The sequence below is a fragment of the Mitsuaria sp. GD03876 genome, from assembly GCF_029840635.1.
In the GTDB taxonomy this organism is placed as follows: Bacteria; Pseudomonadota; Gammaproteobacteria; order Burkholderiales; family Burkholderiaceae_C; genus Roseateles.
Map to the genome: position 1 here is coordinate 127,879 of NZ_JAOCCU010000005.1, position 16,584 is coordinate 144,462.

Genomic DNA, 16,584 nt, shown 5'->3' on the forward strand with positions numbered 1-16,584 from the left:
CGGGTCGCCGCCTCACCGATCGAGCAGGGACCGGAAAAGCGCGGCTTCGTCGAAGGGCGGCTCGTCGAGCGGCGGGAAACCGTCGCCCGGATCCCCGTCATACCCGCCATGCCCGTCATCCGCCTCGTGGCGCATCGACTCCAGCTCGTTGATGCGCTCGTTCAGACGTGTCCTCAGGGCATCGAGCCCGGTGAACGACGGATAGGCATCGGTGAACCGGGTCAGCTCGTGCCAGTCGTCGCTCAACGGATCCTCGCCCTCGTACTCCAGGGACTGCGTCACGACGTCCTCGACGACCGCCAGGACCCGCGCCTGGTCCTCCGGCGACAGCGTCTCGACGTGCATGGCCGCGAAGACCAGCGGCATCACGCCACGGGCGCGGTACTCGGCCGCCTCCGGCGCATGCAGGCTTCGGCGCACCGCCTCCCGGAACATCGCCAGCGCAGGCTGCGCGCGACCGTGACCCGAATCGACCAGCCATTCGACCAAGTCGCCGATCTCGGTCGCGCGGCCGTGGTCGGTCCATGCCAGCGCCATCAGTTCCTCCCAGCGTGACACGGCCAGAATGCGACGCCAGATCAGGTCACTCGCCTCGTCGTCGTCCTCCTCGCACCGAAGATCGATGTCCAGGAGCAGGCGCAGGACGGCGATGTCCGTCAGTGAGCCCCGCTCGTCCCAGTACCGCTCGGGGGACTCGTTTGCCCAGTCGCTGAGATGCCTCAAGAGCCCGTTGCGCCGTCCGTCGCAATCCACGGCACGCTGGCGAAGCGTGGCCAGCAGCGCCGGATCCGCGCCGCTCCCCTCGATGACACCCAGGATCTTCGCGGCTTGGTCGACATGCGTGACCACGGCCGCCAGCGTGCGCAGATAGGCCTTTCCACGCGCGACCCCTTCCACGAACTCCTCGACGGACGGGTTCTGGAAGGAAACGATCTCGATCGGCTGCCCTCCGCGCAGGACCCGCAATCGGTCCGTGAGGATGAAGTTGCCGTCCAGTTGCCGCAGCGCCTGCGTCATCGCGCGCTGGAAGGACAGCGGATCCAGCGTCGGATGCAGGGCGTGGACGATGGCCGTGACCGACTCGAGATCCGCGGGGCCGCCGAAGCTCCAGAGCGCCAGCAGCAGCGATCGCCCCAACGGGCCGATCTCGTTCTCGAACGGGTGGCGCCACAGCGACACGGGATTCTTGAACTCCTCCTGGAAGTACGCGAGAAAGGCGTCGTCCTCCAGGGACTGGCTGTTGCCGGCCTTGCACACGGTCTCCACCATGCGCGGATTGAAGAAGTCGCCGTCCAGCACGGTCCGGTAGGCCTGCGACGTCACCAGCGCCTCAAGCCGCGAGGCCGCCAGGTCGGAGAAATACAGATGGTTGAACAGGATCCTGGCCCGCTCGGGCCGGGTGTAGTCCTCGATGCTCAACGTGTACTTGAGGAAGTCCGCGACGCCTTCGTCGAAGGCTCCGTGCAGCCGCTTCGCGTCCTCGAGGATGTACTCGCGCGTCGTCAGGATGAAGCGCAGGTTGGCGCGCCGGCTGACCAGGTCGACGAAGCGCAGCAGGGACGTCTCCTCGTTCTTATGGAACCGGAGGTTGTCGAAGCCCAGCCGCCCCAGGAAGTCGTCGTAGACGATCACGAACTTGGCGTCCTTGCCGGCCGCCGCCTGGACGATCGCCCAAGCCTCCTCGATGTGGCCGCTGACCCAGAGCGGTTGGAAGCCCTCCCGGAGGTACTCCAGCTGAAGCAGGCGCGCCAGCGTCGTCTTCCCGACCCCGGGGTTGCCGACGATCATGACGTGATGCCGCTGCCGCAGCGCGTCCAGCGCCTCCCGGACGCCGCCATGGACGACCAGCCGGCCGACCATCCGCGCCGTGTCCTCCAGGCTCGCCTCCGTGCGCGCGAAGATCGCCGCGTTCAGCACCCGCTCCAGCACCGCCGTGCTGGACAGCCAGAGCTTGAGATGCGCCTGCTCGATCGCGGGGTGCGCCCGCAGGAGCCGGTTCAGGTCGTCGGCGCCGAACACGTCGTTGCTGGAGATCACCCAGGGCCGCAGCAACTCCCCCACCTCGCGCTTGTTGTCCGGCGTCAGGCCGACGCTCGTCGCCACCAGATACCGCGAGGGCCGCAGGCGCTCGAGCTTGGGCAGCTCGGCGACGAGGCTGCGCCGCAGGGCAGCGAAGTCCTTGGACCCGTACCGCTTGCATTGGACGATCCAGTCGCCCTGGCCCGTGCCGCTCAACGCGAACTGGAGATCGACGCCGCCATCCGGCCCCGCCTTGAACTGCTGCAACGGCACGCCGAGTTCCTTGCCAAGCAGGTCGCCGACCAGGCGCTCGAAGTCCTGCGGCGACAGGGTCATGAAGTCATAGCTCATCGATCGTTCCCCTCCCGTCCTGACCGTTCCCGTGCCGGCGGCCCGGCGGTTCTACCCCATTCGGCGGATGCGCGCGCGCCGGACCCCACCTAAGCTGGGCCCGGCAGTGCCAGGCATTCCAACCCCGCCGCCCGCGCGGCTCCGCAGGAGCATCCATGTTCGGACTGACCACCTTGGGCGCCGTGCACACGGCCTTCGCGATCGTCGCGCTCGTCGCCGGCTACGCGATGATCTTCCGCCACGGCCGCATCGTCGCGGCCTCGACGCTGGGCCGCGCCTACCTCTGGTGCACCGTCGTCACCTGCCTCACCGCGTTCGGCATCTTCCGCCACGGCGGCTTCAACATCGCGCACGTGCTGGCGATCGTCACGCTGGTCACCCTCGCCGCCGCCGTCATCGCCGCCCGCACCCGCGTCTTCGGCGGCCTGTCGCCCTACGTCGAGACGCTGGGCTACACCGCGACGCTGTTCTTCCACATGATCCCCGGCCTCAACGAGACCTTCACCCGCGTCCCCGTCGGCGCGCCGTTGTTCACCGGCCCCGAGGACCCGGCGCTGGGCAAGGCGATCGGCGTGGTGTTCCTGCTCTTCGCGATCGGCATGGCGGCGCAGGCCTGGCGCATCCGCAAGGGTCCGGCGGCCGGGCAGCAGCCGCGGATGGCCTGATCCGCCACGACGGCGGCCCGCCGGCGCGCGGACCGGCGCGGATCGATGCACCCTGTACGAATCGGTAAGCCTTTCGCACGGACGGACGAGGCGCGCGGGCACCCGGCGCCGATACTCGGCGCTCGATCCGCTCCCGCCGCGACCGCCCGATGCCCACGCCCAAGACCGTCCTCGCCCTCCGCCACCTGGCTTTCGAAGACCTCGGCCTGCTGCGCCCCGTGCTGGAGGCCCGCGGCTTCGAGCGCTTCATCACGCTGGACGCCGGCGTCGACGACCTGCGCGCGGTCGACCTGGACGGCGTCGACCTGCTGGTCGTGCTCGGCGGCCCGATCGGCGCCTACGACGATGCGCTGTATCCCTACCTGAACGACGAGCTCGCGCTGATCCGCCGCCGCCTGGCCGCGCGCCGGCCGTTGCTGGGCATCTGCCTGGGTGCCCAGCTGATGGCGCGCGCGCTGGGCGCCGACGTGCGGCCGATGGCCCACGGCCGCAAGGAGATCGGCTTCGCGCCGCTCACGCTGACCGACGCGGGGCGCGCGTCCGCGCTCGCCCCGCTGGCGGACGGGCAGCCGGTGCTGCATTGGCACGGCGATCAGTTCGACCTCCCGGCCGGTGCTCCCACGCTCGCCACCACGCCGTCGTGCCCGCACCAGGCCTTCGCGATCGAGGGTTTCGCCCTCGCCCTGCAGTTCCACCTGGAATGCGACCCCACCCGGCTGGAGCAGTGGCTGATCGGCCATGCGGGCGAACTGGCGCAAGCCGGCGTGCCGCTCGACGCGCTGCGCCGCGACGCGGCGACACATGGCGCAGGCTTGCGAGCGGCGCTCGGCGACGTCGTGGACCGGTGGATGGCGGGGTGGGCTGAAGGCGCTTGATCCGGGTCGGCGCGTCGCGCTCAGGCACAGCGCTGCTCCATCGCGTCGACCGACAGCGCCCGCAGCGCCCCGAGCGATCGCACCGTCCGCAAGCCGAGGTCGCGCCAGGTCACCGTCGGCTGAGGGGCGAAAAGGTCCGCGCCCCGCGCCAGCGCGTTGGGCAGCAAGGCCGGCAACGGCAGCGGGCGCTCGTGATCGGCGCGCGTCAGCCGGAAGCGCGCCAGCACGTGGTCGCCCTCCTCGACCTTCACGACCAGCGTCACCGGCGGTGTCCCGCCCGCGCGCGTCGGCCATGAGGACATCGGCAGCGCCTCGCGCAGGGCCGTGGCCTCGAAGGCGGCGCGCCAGTGGGCGGAGCGCGCGAGCGACCGCGCCAGCAGCACGTCGAGCCACTGCGGATGCGTCGGCATCGGACCCGCGTAGAGCACCGGCGCGGACAGCACCGGCGATCCGGCGAGCAGCGCCTGGCGTCGCGGCGTCGACAGGCAGCGGCCGCTGGCGCGGTCGAGCAAGTCCGTCTCGATGAAGTAATGCGGCAGCTGGTCGTACCAGACGCGCCGCGCGGCGTAGGCCCAGCGGCCGTGGAGCTCGAGGCGGTCGCCCAGGCGCTCGATCAGCCGTTGCTCATGGGCCATCGCCCAGATCTTGAGCGGGATGAACGGCCGCTCGCCGAAGCCGCCGGCCAGCGGCTGGCCGCGCGAACGCAGCAGCGGCTCGCCCCGGTCGTCGAAGCCCAGGTCGGTCTCGGCGCCGTCGAGCGCTTCCTCGATGACCACGTGCCGGCCCGCGAGGGCGGACAGCGGCAGGGACTCGGGCGCGTCGTCGTGAAGGGGCAGGCCGTGGCCTGAAGGTGTCGCCGCGCGCGTCGAACGCGGCAGCGGCATCGATGTCAGATGCATGAATCCGTCGACCGCCCGCGTTGTTGGCGCGAGCGGATCCTGAGGGGGTCAGGGGACCGACGGAGAGCGGGGAAGCGGCGCGCGATGCGGGCCCGGTGCCAGGACCGGTGCGGACATCGCGGCGAAGACAGCGGAAGTTCCGGGCAGCCGTCGGCGATCAGCGAAGGGTGAACGTCGGGTTCTTCATCGGGGCACCTCCTGGAATCGAAGAGCTTGAACAAGGCGCGCGGGCGGAGCCACGCGGCGTGGGCGCGATTCTTCCACCGCGTCTTCGGCGGCGTCAACCCGCGCCGACGCCTCGATCCGACACCCGGATCGGGGACGCGCCCGCGTCGTCGGGGGGCTCAGGCCCGGGCCGGCGCGCCGGTCCCCGGACCGGTGGCGAGGTAGTTGAGCAGCTGCCTGCCCGGCAGGAAGAAATAGCCGCCGCCCCGCACCGTCACGAACTGCGGCAGCGACTTCAGCCCCACCGGACCGCGTCGCGTGGGGATGGTGAACCCGTCGCCGCCCGGCAGTCCCCGTCCCGCGATGGGATCGGTCTCCGCGGACAGGCCGTGGAACTTGGTGCTGCCCATCCAGGTCTGCTGGATGAATTCGAACTGGCGCTCGATGTCGCCGTTCAGGCACATGAACATCAGTCCCTCGGTCTTTCCGCCTTGCCCGAGGTAACCGCGGCCGACGCGCAGGATCCGATGGCGATTGCTGATCGCGATCTGGTCATTGGAGCCGCGCGACAGGCTCTCGCGCGGATTGGCGCGGCGGACGTGCGCGCCGAACGGGCAGCGCAGCCCTTGGGGATCCTCGGTGCCGAACAGGAAGTCGTTGTCGGGCTTGATGTCGCGCCTCGGCGCGGCGCCCTGCTTGTCGGCGGCGGGGATCGGCGCCGCCGCGGGCGCGACGGGCAGGCTCTCCGAGCGGGCGGTCGTCGCCGCCGGGTCCGTGCCGGTTCTCTGCCTGAGCTCGCTCGCCGGGATGTAGGGGTTGCGGATCAGCGACGAGCCGTCCTGCCAGCGGCCGATCATCTTGGCGCCGATGTAGGCGGCCATCCCGTCCTCTCCCGGCATCAGCGGCAGGTCCGGGAACGCGTCCTTGAGGCGCATCCCCTCCTGGCGGCAGTAGCGCTGGAACCCGTCCGCGTCCTGCCGGAGATGCCGGATGACCAGGAACGAGCCGTTGTAGCCGATCAGCCGCGGATTGCCCGCCAGCCCCTGCGGGTAGCCGTTGGCCTTGCCGGCCACGGGCAGCAGCATCCCGGGGTCGTGCCGGGCGTCCATCATCGGCCCCGGCGGCACGTTCCCTCGGTTGTCCGGGTAGCCGAGGACGAACTCGCCGGGCTCGACCAGGTGGATCGGATCGTCGTTGCGCAGGCCGCGGTAGGTGCCGCGCATCGCGGGCTGGGAGACGCCGTCGACGAAGCCGAACGGCTCCTTGCGCTCGCTCAGCGATTCGCCGACCCGCGTCAGGTCCTGCGTCATCGCGACCGTCGCGCCGCAGCGCGCGCACAGCGCGCCGACGTGATCGGCGAGCGCATCGACCGCGTTCGTCGTGTCGCCGTAGACCAGCAGCGCGACATCGTTGCCCGCTTGCCCCCAGTCCCAGGCGTCCCGGGCATTGGGCCCGAGGTCGCCGAGGATGCGCTCCCGCCCCGGCCCGTGCATGCCCTGCGTGAACGCCGCGGGGAAGCTGTCCACCGCCTCCGCGGGGAGACCCAGCCGGCCCAGCCCGCGGGCGCTGGTCGCGAGACTCAGCAGCGCCGGCCGGGTCTCGTAGCGCCCGTCGTTGAAGGCCACCAGCGGCAGCACGTCGCCCAGCCACCGGCGGTTGAGCGCCACGTCCGGTCCCAGGTCGATCACCAGCAGCCGCCCCTCCGGCTTGAACTTCATGCCGCCGAAGACCAGGCTCTGGATCTGCGTGGTCTCGAGCTTCTCGACCGGCCGCGGCAGGGAGCCGAAGTTCGTCAGCCAGTGGACCGCGTCGGCCTCGGTCTCGGCGACGTCGAGGCCGCAGCGGATGCGCCGATGGGTCCGGATGTTGTCGGTGGTGAGCGACGGGTAGGCGCAGTACCAGAACGGGGTGTGCCGCATCGACTGGCGGGCGTAGCGCTTGAAGCGCTCGCCGTCGGTGGCGCCGTCCTGGAACAGGCGGCGGCTGCGCGGGAAACCCGTCGTGTTCGACCACACCGCCGTCAGGCCGGCATGGGCCTTGGTGATGAAGTCCTCGAGGTAGCTTTCCCAGGACCCGCCGAAGTTGGAGAAGAACACGAGGTCCCGCGTGCCCGGGATCATGATCCAGCGCGCGAAGTGGATCGTCCCGATGTCGCCCAGGCGTCCCACGCGCGGATTCATCGCGTTGAGCGTGGCCACGGCCCAGAACGCCAGCCGGATCGTCAGCCCGCGCAGCCGGCCGGGCTTCAGCACGGTGCAGGACATCATGTGGTTCTGCACGTGGTCCAGCGCGTTCTCGCGCGCGACCATCGCCTGCAGTTCGTCCGAAGCGGGGCCGCGGTCCGAGACCGGGTCGCTGTCTTCCTGCCGGCGGAAGACGAGATACACCACGCCCAGGATCACCAGCGTGAACGCCAGTTCCAGCCCCGCCACCGCGGCGACGAAGCCGATCGCGCCGCGCGGCGACCAGGCGCGGGGCCAGGCGAGCCACAGGCACAGCGGGAGCAGCGCCAGCAGCACCGGCCACAGGAAGGTGACGACGAAGGACGGCCCCAGTGCAAGGGCCTTCTTCAGCAGGGTCGGTTCCTCGACCGGATCGGCGCCCTCGTTGAGCCAGGCCCGCTCGGCGGCCGATGCCGTCGCGGCCGGCGTCGGCCCTGGCCGCTGGAGGTCGCGCCGGACCGCCTCGAGCTTGCCCAGCGGCGGCAGGACGCCCACCGCGGGACGGGCCAGGATCTCCGCGACCGCGCGGGCCAGGCGTTCCTCCTCGAGGATCGACTCGACGGTCTGCCCCGGCGTGCCGCAGAACGCCAGGTCGGGGTTGTCGAACAGTCCGAAGCCGACGGCGCGCCGGTGGTGCTCGAGGTAGGCGGCCAGGTCCTGGCCGGCGCGCCAGTCGCTCGCCGACTGGAACAGCGGCTCGATCCAGGGCGCGGCGCGGGCCGCGAACTCGCGCACGACCTGGCGCTCGTCGCCGTCGCCGGACAGCTCCAGGATCAGATGGCCGCCGTCGCCTTCGCCGTCCTGTCGCTCCAGGGCATGCAGGCTCGCGAAATGGAGGAAGCGGGCGCCCTGTTCCAGCGCGTCCCGGAACGGCTGGATCGCCGGGTTGCCCAGCGTCGCCGCGATCTGCCTCCCGACGTCCGCCACCCGGCTCTTCGCGAGCGGCGCGACGATCGTCACCATGGATTGAACCTTGCTCATCCAGGCCTCCCAGCCAGTGCCGCGCGATCGTAGGGGCGAAGGGCTGGCGGGAGGAGCGGCGGCCTCCCCCATGTCTGGAGGGGCCGGCGGGAGTCAGATTAGGGGGTCGGGCTCACTTGCCCTTCTTCTGGACCAGCTTGGCGTAGTCCGCCTGCAGCTTGGTCATGAAGTCGATGGTCGCGCGGAACTGCTGCTCCTGGAAATCGATCAGCTTCTGGAACTCGTCGGCGGCGACCTCGAACGGCGTGCCGGTGCCGCGCATCGATTCCATGATCGCCTTCTGCGACGACAGCACCGTGCTCCATGCCGCGTAGTTCTGCTCGAACGCCTTCTTCGACTGCTCGAAGAACGCCTTGGCGAGTTCCACCTGACCTTGCTGAATCATGAGATGTCTCCTGGTGAGCGGGGGGTTGTCGAACCATCGCCCGGGACGGGCGAGCGGGGCAATGCTACCGAACGGCGTGGACTCTTGCCGTGCGGCCGCGCACCCGGCGCCGGATCGGGCGCATTGCAGCGGACAATCCGGGGATGACCCGTTCCGATTCCCAGGGCCCCGCCGCCCCGCCGGCCGCCGCGCCCTCGCCCGCCGCCGCCTCCTTCGCCCAGCTCCCGCTGGCGCCCGCGATGCAGGACAACCTGCGCCAGCTGGGCTACCTCTCGATGACGCCGATCCAGGCGGCCAGCCTGCCGCTGACGCTGGGCGGCCACGACCTGATCGCGCAGGCCAAGACCGGCAGCGGCAAGACCGCCGCTTTCAGCCTGCCGCTGCTGGCCAACCTGAATCCCCGCCGCTTCGCGGTGCAGGCGCTGGTGCTGTGCCCGACGCGCGAGCTCGCCGACCAGGTGACCCAGGAGATCCGCCGCCTGGCCCGCGCCGAGGACAACATCAAGATCCTCACCCTGTGCGGCGGCGCGCCGATCCGCAACCAGCTCGCGAGCCTGGCGCACGGCGCGCACATCGTCGTGGGCACCCCGGGCCGGGTGCTGGACCACCTCTCGCGCGAGACGCTGTCGCTGGAGGCGCTGAACACGCTGGTGCTGGACGAGGCCGACCGCATGCTGGACATGGGCTTCGCCGAGGACATCGCGCAAGTCATCGCCAACTGCCCGAAGACGCGCCAGACGCTGCTGTTCTCGGCGACGTATCCCGAAGGCGTGGCCTCGATCGCGCGGCGCTTCATGCGCGATCCGAAGGAAGTGACGCTCACCGAGCGTCACGCCGCCAGCAAGATCCGCCAGCGCTTCTACGAGGTGACCGAGAGCGAACGGCTGCATGCCGTCGGGATGCTGCTCAACCACTTCCGGCCCGGCAGCACGCTGGCCTTCTGCAACACCAAGCAGCAGTGCCGCGACCTGGTGGCCGTGCTGCAGGCGCAGGGCATCGTCGCGCTGGAGCTGCATGGCGACCTCGACCAGCGCGACCGCGACCAGGTGCTGGTGCAGTTCGCCAACCGCAGCTGCAGCGTGCTGGTGGCCACCGACGTGGCCGCGCGCGGCCTGGACATCGCCCAGCTCGAGGCGGTGATCAACGTCGACATCACGCCCGACCCCGAAGTCCACGTCCATCGCGTCGGCCGCACCGGGCGCGCCGACGAGGCGGGCTGGGCCTTCAGCCTGGCCAGCCTGGACGAGATGGGCCGCGTCGGCCGCATCGACGAGCAGCAGGGCGGCGCCAGCCCCTGGCATTCGCTGCGCGAGCTGACGACCGAGCCCGGCGCCGGCCCGCTGCATCCGCCGATGGCGACGATCCAGATCCTGGGCGGCCGCAAGGAGAAGATCCGTCCCGGCGACGTGCTGGGCGCGCTGACCAAGGACCTCGGCCTGGAGGGCGAGCAGATCGGCAAGATCAACGTCAACGAGTTCTCGACCTACGTCGCCGTCGCGCGCGACATCGCCGACCGGGCGCTGCGCGGCCTGAACGCCGGCAAGGTCAAGGGCAAGTCGGTGAAGGCGAGGCTGCTGTGAGCGGCTTCGACACCCTCGGGCTGACGCCCCGGCTGGTCCATGCGACCGAGGAACTCGGCTACGACGAACCGACGCCGATCCAGGCGGCGGCGATCCCGCCGGTGGTCGCGGGCCGCGACCTGATCGGCTCGGCCGCGACCGGCTCGGGCAAGACGGTGGCCTTCGCGCTGCCGGTGCTGCACGGCGTGGCCACCGGCGCCCGGCCGGCGCTGCGGCGCGCCCAGGTGCTGGTGCTGGTGCCGACACGGGAGCTCGCGGCGCAGGTCGGCGAGACCTTCCTGCGGCTCGGGCAGTTCCTGGACGACCCGGTGAAGGTCTCCGTGCTGTACGGCGGCGTATCGATCAATCCGCAGCTGATGGCGCTGCGCGGCGGCACCGACATCGTCGTGGCGACGCCGGGCCGGCTGCTCGACGTGGTCGACAAGAACGGCGTCGATGTCTCGCGCGTCGGCTGCCTGGTGCTGGACGAGGCCGACCGGCTGATGGAAGGCGGCTTCGCGGAGGAGATGGCGCAGGTGCTGGCGCTGCTGCCGGCACGGCGGCAGAACCTGCTGTTCTCGGCCACCTTCCCCGACGAGGTGAAGGCGCTGGCGGAGCGGATGCTGCGCGATCCGGTCCAGGTGGAAGTGGCCGCGCAACCGGTCGAGGAAGGCCGGATCGACGAACACGCCGTCGAGGTCGACACGGCCAAGCGCACGCCGCTGCTGCGACACATGATCGAAGCGGGGAAATGGTCGCGGGTGCTGGTGTTCGTCGCGACGCGCTACGCCTGCGACCACGTGGCGGAGAAGCTGCGCAAGGCGGGGCTGGAGGCCGCGGCCTTCCATGGCGACGCCAGCCAGGGCGCGCGCACGCGGACGCTGGCGGACTTCAAGGCCGGCAGGCTGCAGGTGCTGGTCGCGACCGACCTGGGGGCGCGCGGGATCGACATCGCGCACCTGCCGGTGGTGGTGAACTACGACCTGCCGCGCTCGGCCGACGACTACGTGCACCGCATCGGCCGCACCGCGCGCGCCGGCGCGACCGGGCTGGCGGTGAGCTTCATCGGTGCGGCCTCGGAGGGGCACTTCCGGCTGATCGAGAAGCGCCAGGGGCGTCGCGTGCCGCGCGAGCGCATCGCGGGCTTCGAGCCGACCGAGACGGCGCCGGAAGGCGCGGCCACCGGCGGCATCAAGGGCCGGCGGCCGAGCAAGAAGGACAAGCTGCGGGCCGCCGCGGCGGCGCGGGGCGAGTAGGTCGGGAGACTCACCCCCTCTCCCGCGGCGCGGGAGAGGCAGCCCTCCCCCTCAAGGCATCAATCGATACCCGACACCCGTCTCGGTGAGCAGATGCCGCGGGCTCGCCGGCTCGGCCTCGAGCTTCTGGCGCAGGTTGCCCATGTACACGCGCAGGTAGTGGTTCTGCTCGACCTGCGAGGGCCCCCACACCGCCTTGAGCAGTTGCCGGTGCGTCAGCACCTTGCCGGCATTGCCGATCAGGTGGCTCAGCAGCCGGTACTCGATCGGCGTCAGGTGCACGTCCTCGGCGGCGCGGCGCACCCGGCGCGCCGCCAGGTCGACCTCGACATCGCCGAAGCGGAACACCGGATCCTGCTGCTCGCTCGCGCGCGCCTGGCTGCGCCGCAACGCCACCCGCACCCGCGCCATCAGCTCGCCGACGCCGAACGGCTTGCTCAGGTAGTCGTCGGCGCCATGGTCCAGCGCGGCGATCTTGTCGTCCTCGGCGCCGCGCGCCGACAGCACGATCACCGGCACCGCCGACCACGCCCGCAGGTCGCGCAGGAAGTCCTGCCCGTCGCCATCGGGCAGCCCCAGGTCCAGGACCACCAGGTCCGGCCGCCGCGTACCGGCGTCGATCAGGCCCTGGCGCAGCGTGCCGGTCTCGTGGACCGTCCAGCCCTCGCCCTCCAGCGCCAGGCGCACGAAACGGCGGATGTTGGGTTCGTCCTCGACGATCAGCGCCACGGGGGCCACGCTGGACTGCGGCTCGCTCACGGTGTCACTCCCGGGGTTCCTTGTCGTGATGGGGGATGTCGCGGGGAACGCCGTCCGCGTCCGGCCCGGGTTCGTCGTCGAAGGCCGGCAGTGCGGGCGGCTCGCCCAACGGCAGCGCCAGGCTGAAGCGCGCGCCTCCCTGCGGCGTCGCCCGCTCGGCCCAGATCCGGCCGCCGTGGGCCTGCATGATGGCACGGCAGATCGCCAGCCCCAGGCCGACGCCAGGCAGGTGCGACTCGCTGTGGCCCCGCTCGAATTTCTCGAACAGCTGCTCCTCGCGCCCCGGCGGCAGGCCGGGGCCGTTGTCCTCGACGGACAGGCGCATCTCTCCATGCCCGTCCAGGCTGCCGCCCAACCCGCCCTCGCCCGCCGCGCCGTGCGCGCGGGCGATCACGCGGATCTCGCTGCCCGGCGGCGTGTACTTCGCCGCGTTCTCCAGCAGGTTGGCCAGCACGCGCTCGATCAGCACCGCGTCCAGTTCCACCAGCGGCAGCGACGCCGGCACGTCCAGCACCACGCGATGCCGCGCCAGCGCGCCGCCCATCAGCTGCAGGCTGCTGCCGACGACCTCGTCCACCGGCTGCCACTGCCGGTTGAGCTTGAGCGCGCCGCTCTGCAGCCGCGCCATGTCGAGCAGGTTGTGCACCATCGCGTTGATCCGCAGCGACTGCTGCTCGATCGCCAGCGCGGTCTCGGCGGCGCCGGCGTCGAGCTCGCGCCGCGTCAGCGTCTGCGCCAGCCCTTGCAGCGCCGCCAGCGGCGTGCGCAGGTCATGCGACAGCGCCGACAGCAGCGAGTTGCGCAGCCGCTCCGATTCGATCTGCAGCAGCGCCTGCTGCGCCACCTCGACGTAATGCACCCGCTCCAGCGCCTGGCCGGCGATGCGCGCGGCGGTCTCCAGCTGGGCGCGCCGCTCCGGCAGCAGCAGCGTGCGCGCGTCGCCGGGCCGCAGCGCCAGCACGCCGCGGGTGCGCATCGGCGCGCGCAGCGGCAGGTAGAACCACTGGCTGCCCGGCAGCGTGTCGGTACCCAGCCCCGCCGCCTGTTCGTGGTCGAAGGCCCAGCGCGCGGTGCCGGCATCGGGCAGGTCGCCGACCGGCAGCCCAGGCTCGGCGGGCGACGGCTGCAGCCGGTCGTCGGGATCGAGCACGTACAGCAGCGCCCGTCCGCCGAATTGCTGCGTCAACTGCTGCTCCGCCGTGGCGACGACCTGCTCGGTCTGCAGCGCGCCGGCCAGCTCGCGCGTCAGCTCGAACAGCCCCCGCGCCCTCGCCTCCCGATCGGACGAGACCCGTGCCTCGTACCGCAAGCCCGCCGTCAACTGACCGGTGATCAGCCCGACCGCCAGCATCACCGCGAAGGTGATCACGTATTGCACGTCGCTGACCGCCAGGCTGAGCCGCGGGGCAACGAAGAAGAAGTCGAACAGCGCGACGCTGAGGAAACTCGCCAGCACCGCCGGCCCGCGCCCCCAGCGCATCGCCACGGCGACGACGCCCAGCAGGAACAGCATCACGATGTTGTCGTTGGCGATCCGGTGGGCCAGCGGCCAGCAGACGACCGCCACGCCGACGCAGGCCAGCGCCGCCCACAGGTAGCGCCGCGGCGCCGCGCCGAAACCCGGTCCCGGCGCGTCGTCGTTGACGCGCTGCGTGGCGGAGGCGCCGACCTGGATCAGGTCCAGCTCCGGCGCCGCGCGGCCCAGGTGGGCGGCCAGGTCGCGGCTGCCCCAGCGCCGCGGCGACGGCGCGCCGCGGCCCATCAACAGCTTGGACAGGTTGTGCTGGCGCGCGTACTCGGCCAGCGCCTGCGCCGGGTCCTGCGCGGACAGCACGGCCGTGGCCGCGCCCAGGTCCTGCGCCAGCCGCACCACGCGCAGCGTGCGTTCGCGCCGGGCGTCGGCGAGCCGGTGCAGCGCCGGTGTCTCGACATAGACCGCATGCCAGCTCACCGCCAGCTGCTGCGCGAGCTGCGCGGCGCTGCGCACCACGGACTCGGCCTCGTCGCCGGGGCCGATGGCGCAGAGGATCGCCGCTTCGGTCTTCCAGACCGGCGCGATGCGCTCGTTGCTGCGCCAGGCCTGGACGTCGTCCTCGACGCGGTCGGCGGTGCGGCGCAGCGCGAGCTCGCGCAGCGCCATCAGGTTGCCCTTGCGGAAGAAGTGCTGGCCGGCGCGCTCGGCCTGCGCGCCCTGGTAGACCTTGCCGGCCTTGAGCCGCGCCAGCAGCTCGTCGGCCGGCGTGTCGACCAGCACCACCTCGTCGGCGCGGTCGAAGAAGGTGTCGGGCAGCGTCTCCTGCACCCGCACGCCGGTGATGCCGCCGACGACGTCGTTCAGGCTCTCCAGGTGCTGGACGTTGACGGTCGTGTAGACGCTGATGCCGTTGGCCAGCAGTTCCTCGACGTCCTGCCAGCGCTTGGGATGGCGCGAGCCGGCGACGTTGGAGTGCGCCAGCTCGTCCACCAGGATCAGCGCGTCGGGCTGGCCGCGCAGCTGCTCGAGCGCGCCGTCCAGGTCGAACTCCGGCAGCGTGCGGCCGCGGTGGGCGACCTGCTGCATCGGCAGGCGCGGCAGGCCGTCCAGCAGCGCGGCGGTGTCGGCGCGGCCATGCGTCTCGACGACGCCGATCAGCGGCGCGCGGCCCTGCGCGGCCAGGTGGCGCGCGGCCTGCAGCATCGCGAAGGTCTTGCCGACCCCGGCCGACGCGCCGAAGTAGATCCGCAGCCGCCCGCGCGACTGCGCCGCTTCCTGTTGCCGCAGCTGCGCGAGCAGGCTGTCGGGGTCAGGTCTTTCGTCGGGGGCGGCGGGCATCCGGCGATTCTCTCCCTGGAAGGCGGTTCATGGGGGGTCAGAACGTCTTGGCAACGCCCAGCACCACGCCGGTGTCGCCCAGGCGCTTCGCGCGCCGCGCGGCGCTGTCGCCGGCCTGGTAGAAGGCCTTGTCCGCGTCGGTGCCGACGACGGCCAGCGACAGCGTCAGGCCGCCCAGCGCCTTCATCTCCTTGCTGACCGACAGCTTCCAGTCGGTGTAGGACAGGTCGCCGTACTTGCGCACCCACAGGTGGCCCAGGTGCACGCCGGCGTTGAACCCCTGCCCCAACTCGAAGCCGTAGTTCAGGTCCAGGTAGGCCGTGCCCTTGGACGAGCCCTTGGCCGGCAGCGCGTTGAAGTAGGCGTAGCCGGCGGTCTCGCCGTCCAGGCCGAAGTAGTCGGTCGCGGCCACCGACAGCTTGGCCGAGAAGGCGCCGGCGGTGACGGCGGCGTAGACGTCGACGTTGTCGTACTTGTTCGAGGTCGGCTGGCCGGGCGCGGCGTTCAGGCGAGCGCCGGGATACAGGTAGGCCAGCGCGCCGACGTCCAGCGTGATCGCGTCGGTCACCGCCAGCTTGTAGCCGCCGTACAGGTCCCACTCCATGCCGGCGCCGTTGTTGTAGCTGTTGCCCGAGACGTTGGACGCCCAGGTGCCCAGGTACAGGCCGCTGGCGTGGCTGTAGTCGAAGCCGGCCTGCACCGCCGGACGCTTCCAGGTCTGGCTGATGCCGCGGAAGCGGTAGTCGGAGACGAAGGCGACGTTGCCGGTGAAGGTGTGTTCCGGCGTCGGCGCCGGCGCGGCGGCCGGGGCTTCGCCCTCGGCGCGCGCCGCGGCGTGCAGGAGGCAGGAGGAGATCAGGAACAGCGAGAGAAGACGGGTTTTCATGACGATGAGGAATGGGCGCAGGCAACCGGGCCGGAGCCCGCGAGCACCTGCGCGATGGAAGTCGATGGGTGGGGCGGCCGCGGCCCCTGCCGCGGCCGTGGGTCAGGCGGCCGGCGTGGACGCCGCCGGTTCGGCGGGCGTGGCGGCCTTCTGGCCCGGCGCCTTGTCCAGCGCCAGGTTGAGCTTGAGCACGTTGACGCGGGGCTCGCCGAGCACGGCGAGGTCGCGGGCCTCGGTGTGCGCCTGGATCAGGCGCTGGACGGCGTCGACCGGCAGGCCGCGCTCGCGCGCGACGCGGACGGCCTGGTAGCGGGCCGCGGCCATGCTGATGTGCGGGTCCAGGCCGCTGGCCGAGGCGCTGACCAGGTCGACCGGCACCGGCAGCGGGTTGCCCGGATCGGCGGCCTTGAGCGCCTCCAGGCGCGCCTTGACCGCGTCGGTCAGCGCCGGGTTGGTCGGGCCCTGGTTGGAGCCGCCGGAGCCCGCGGCGTTGTTGCCCATCGGCGCGGTGGCCGACGGGCGGCCCCAGAAGTAGCGCGGCGACGAGAAGCTCTGCCCGATCAGCCCGGAGCCGACCAGTTGGCCGTTCTCGGTGATCAGGCTGCCCTCGGCCTGGAACGGGAACAGCGTCTTGCCCACGCCGGTCACGACGGCCGGGTACAGCAGCCCGGTGACGGCGCTGAGCAGCGCGAAGCCGACGAGCGCGGGGCGCAGCATCTTGAGAGTGGCATTCATGGTGAGTTCCTCCGC

The 16,584-nt window shown here is 71.7% G+C and carries 12 protein-coding genes; 4 read left to right on the top strand and 8 right to left on the bottom strand.

Features of this window, described 5'->3' with window-relative positions:
* Window positions 1–12: 12 nt before the first annotated feature.
* Complete coding sequence (locus N5D62_RS05150; protein ID WP_279756553.1) at window positions 13–2,370, bottom strand: restriction endonuclease; 2,358 nt, start codon at window positions 2,368–2,370, stop codon at window positions 13–15.
* A 155-nt stretch (window positions 2,371–2,525) separates the two neighbouring features.
* Between N5D62_RS05150 and N5D62_RS05155 the strand changes: the two genes are divergently transcribed.
* Together N5D62_RS05155 and N5D62_RS05160 are read left to right on the top strand one after the other, a co-directional pair.
* Window positions 2,526–3,035 (top strand): hypothetical protein, encoded by a 510-nt coding sequence (locus N5D62_RS05155; RefSeq protein WP_279756554.1) that lies wholly within the window; start codon window positions 2,526–2,528, stop codon window positions 3,033–3,035.
* Window positions 3,036–3,184: 149 nt separating this feature from the next.
* Complete coding sequence (locus N5D62_RS05160) at window positions 3,185–3,910, top strand: glutamine amidotransferase (RefSeq protein ID WP_279756555.1); 726 nt, start codon at window positions 3,185–3,187, stop codon at window positions 3,908–3,910.
* Window positions 3,911–3,930: 20 nt separating this feature from the next.
* Here the strand turns inward: N5D62_RS05160 and N5D62_RS05165 are convergent, their stop codons facing one another.
* The 3 genes from N5D62_RS05165 to N5D62_RS05175 all read right to left on the bottom strand — a co-directional run bounded on the left by N5D62_RS05165 (window position 3,931) and on the right by N5D62_RS05175 (window position 8,562).
* Window positions 3,931–4,809 carry an RNA ligase family protein gene (locus N5D62_RS05165; protein WP_279756556.1) on the bottom strand — a complete coding sequence of 293 codons (879 nt, stop codon included), beginning with the start codon at window positions 4,807–4,809 and terminating at the stop codon, window positions 3,931–3,933.
* A gap of 344 nt (window positions 4,810–5,153) precedes the next feature.
* Complete coding sequence (locus N5D62_RS05170) at window positions 5,154–8,177, bottom strand: hypothetical protein (protein WP_279756557.1); 3,024 nt, start codon at window positions 8,175–8,177, stop codon at window positions 5,154–5,156.
* A gap of 112 nt (window positions 8,178–8,289) precedes the next feature.
* A complete protein-coding gene (locus N5D62_RS05175; RefSeq protein WP_279756558.1) occupies window positions 8,290–8,562 on the bottom strand; it encodes a hypothetical protein in 273 nt (90 codons plus the stop codon).
* Between the two features lie 239 nt (window positions 8,563–8,801).
* On the opposite strand from N5D62_RS05175, the gene dbpA reads away from it, so the two are divergent.
* Window positions 8,802–10,142 (top strand): ATP-dependent RNA helicase DbpA, encoded by a 1,341-nt coding sequence (gene dbpA, locus N5D62_RS05180; protein ID WP_279756620.1) that lies wholly within the window; start codon window positions 8,802–8,804, stop codon window positions 10,140–10,142.
* The gene (locus tag N5D62_RS05185; protein WP_279756559.1) at window positions 10,139–11,377 is read left to right on the top strand and encodes a DEAD/DEAH box helicase; all 1,239 of its coding nucleotides are present in this window, start codon (window positions 10,139–10,141) and stop codon (window positions 11,375–11,377) included. Before dbpA ends, N5D62_RS05185 begins: the two co-directional genes overlap by 4 nt.
* A 51-nt stretch (window positions 11,378–11,428) precedes the next feature.
* Here the strand turns inward: N5D62_RS05185 and kdpE are convergent, their stop codons facing one another.
* The 4 genes from kdpE to kdpC form a co-directional block, all read right to left on the bottom strand.
* Window positions 11,429–12,136 (bottom strand): two-component system response regulator KdpE, encoded by a 708-nt coding sequence (gene kdpE / locus N5D62_RS05190; RefSeq protein WP_279756561.1) that lies wholly within the window; start codon window positions 12,134–12,136, stop codon window positions 11,429–11,431.
* Between the two features lie 4 nt (window positions 12,137–12,140).
* Entirely contained in the window at window positions 12,141–14,948 is a 2,808-nt protein-coding gene (locus N5D62_RS05195) for a DUF4118 domain-containing protein (protein WP_279756562.1), read from the bottom strand.
* 37 nt (window positions 14,949–14,985) lie between these two features.
* Complete coding sequence (locus N5D62_RS05200; protein WP_279756564.1) at window positions 14,986–15,834, bottom strand: TorF family putative porin; 849 nt, start codon at window positions 15,832–15,834, stop codon at window positions 14,986–14,988.
* A 102-nt stretch (window positions 15,835–15,936) separates the two neighbouring features.
* Entirely contained in the window at window positions 15,937–16,569 is a 633-nt protein-coding gene (gene kdpC, locus N5D62_RS05205; RefSeq protein WP_279756565.1) for a potassium-transporting ATPase subunit KdpC, read from the bottom strand.
* Window positions 16,570–16,584: the final 15 nt, after the last annotated feature.

Excerpts from the sequence above, each read along its gene's own strand:
- N5D62_RS05150 (WP_279756553.1), bottom strand. The coding sequence starts at position 2,370 with ATGAGCTATGACTTCATGACCCTGTCGCCGCAGGACTTCGAGCGCCTG.
- N5D62_RS05155 (WP_279756554.1), top strand. The coding sequence starts at position 2,526 with ATGTTCGGACTGACCACCTTGGGCGCCGTGCACACGGCCTTCGCGATC.
- N5D62_RS05160 (WP_279756555.1), top strand. The coding sequence starts at position 3,185 with ATGCCCACGCCCAAGACCGTCCTCGCCCTCCGCCACCTGGCTTTCGAA.
- N5D62_RS05165 (WP_279756556.1), bottom strand. The coding sequence starts at position 4,809 with ATGCATCTGACATCGATGCCGCTGCCGCGTTCGACGCGCGCGGCGACA.
- N5D62_RS05170 (WP_279756557.1), bottom strand. The coding sequence starts at position 8,177 with ATGAGCAAGGTTCAATCCATGGTGACGATCGTCGCGCCGCTCGCGAAG.
- N5D62_RS05175 (WP_279756558.1), bottom strand. The coding sequence starts at position 8,562 with ATGATTCAGCAAGGTCAGGTGGAACTCGCCAAGGCGTTCTTCGAGCAG.
- dbpA (WP_279756620.1), top strand. The coding sequence starts at position 8,802 with ATGCAGGACAACCTGCGCCAGCTGGGCTACCTCTCGATGACGCCGATC.
- N5D62_RS05195 (WP_279756562.1), bottom strand. The coding sequence starts at position 14,948 with ATGCCCGCCGCCCCCGACGAAAGACCTGACCCCGACAGCCTGCTCGCG.
- N5D62_RS05200 (WP_279756564.1), bottom strand. The coding sequence starts at position 15,834 with ATGAAAACCCGTCTTCTCTCGCTGTTCCTGATCTCCTCCTGCCTCCTG.
- kdpC (WP_279756565.1), bottom strand. The coding sequence starts at position 16,569 with ATGAATGCCACTCTCAAGATGCTGCGCCCCGCGCTCGTCGGCTTCGCG.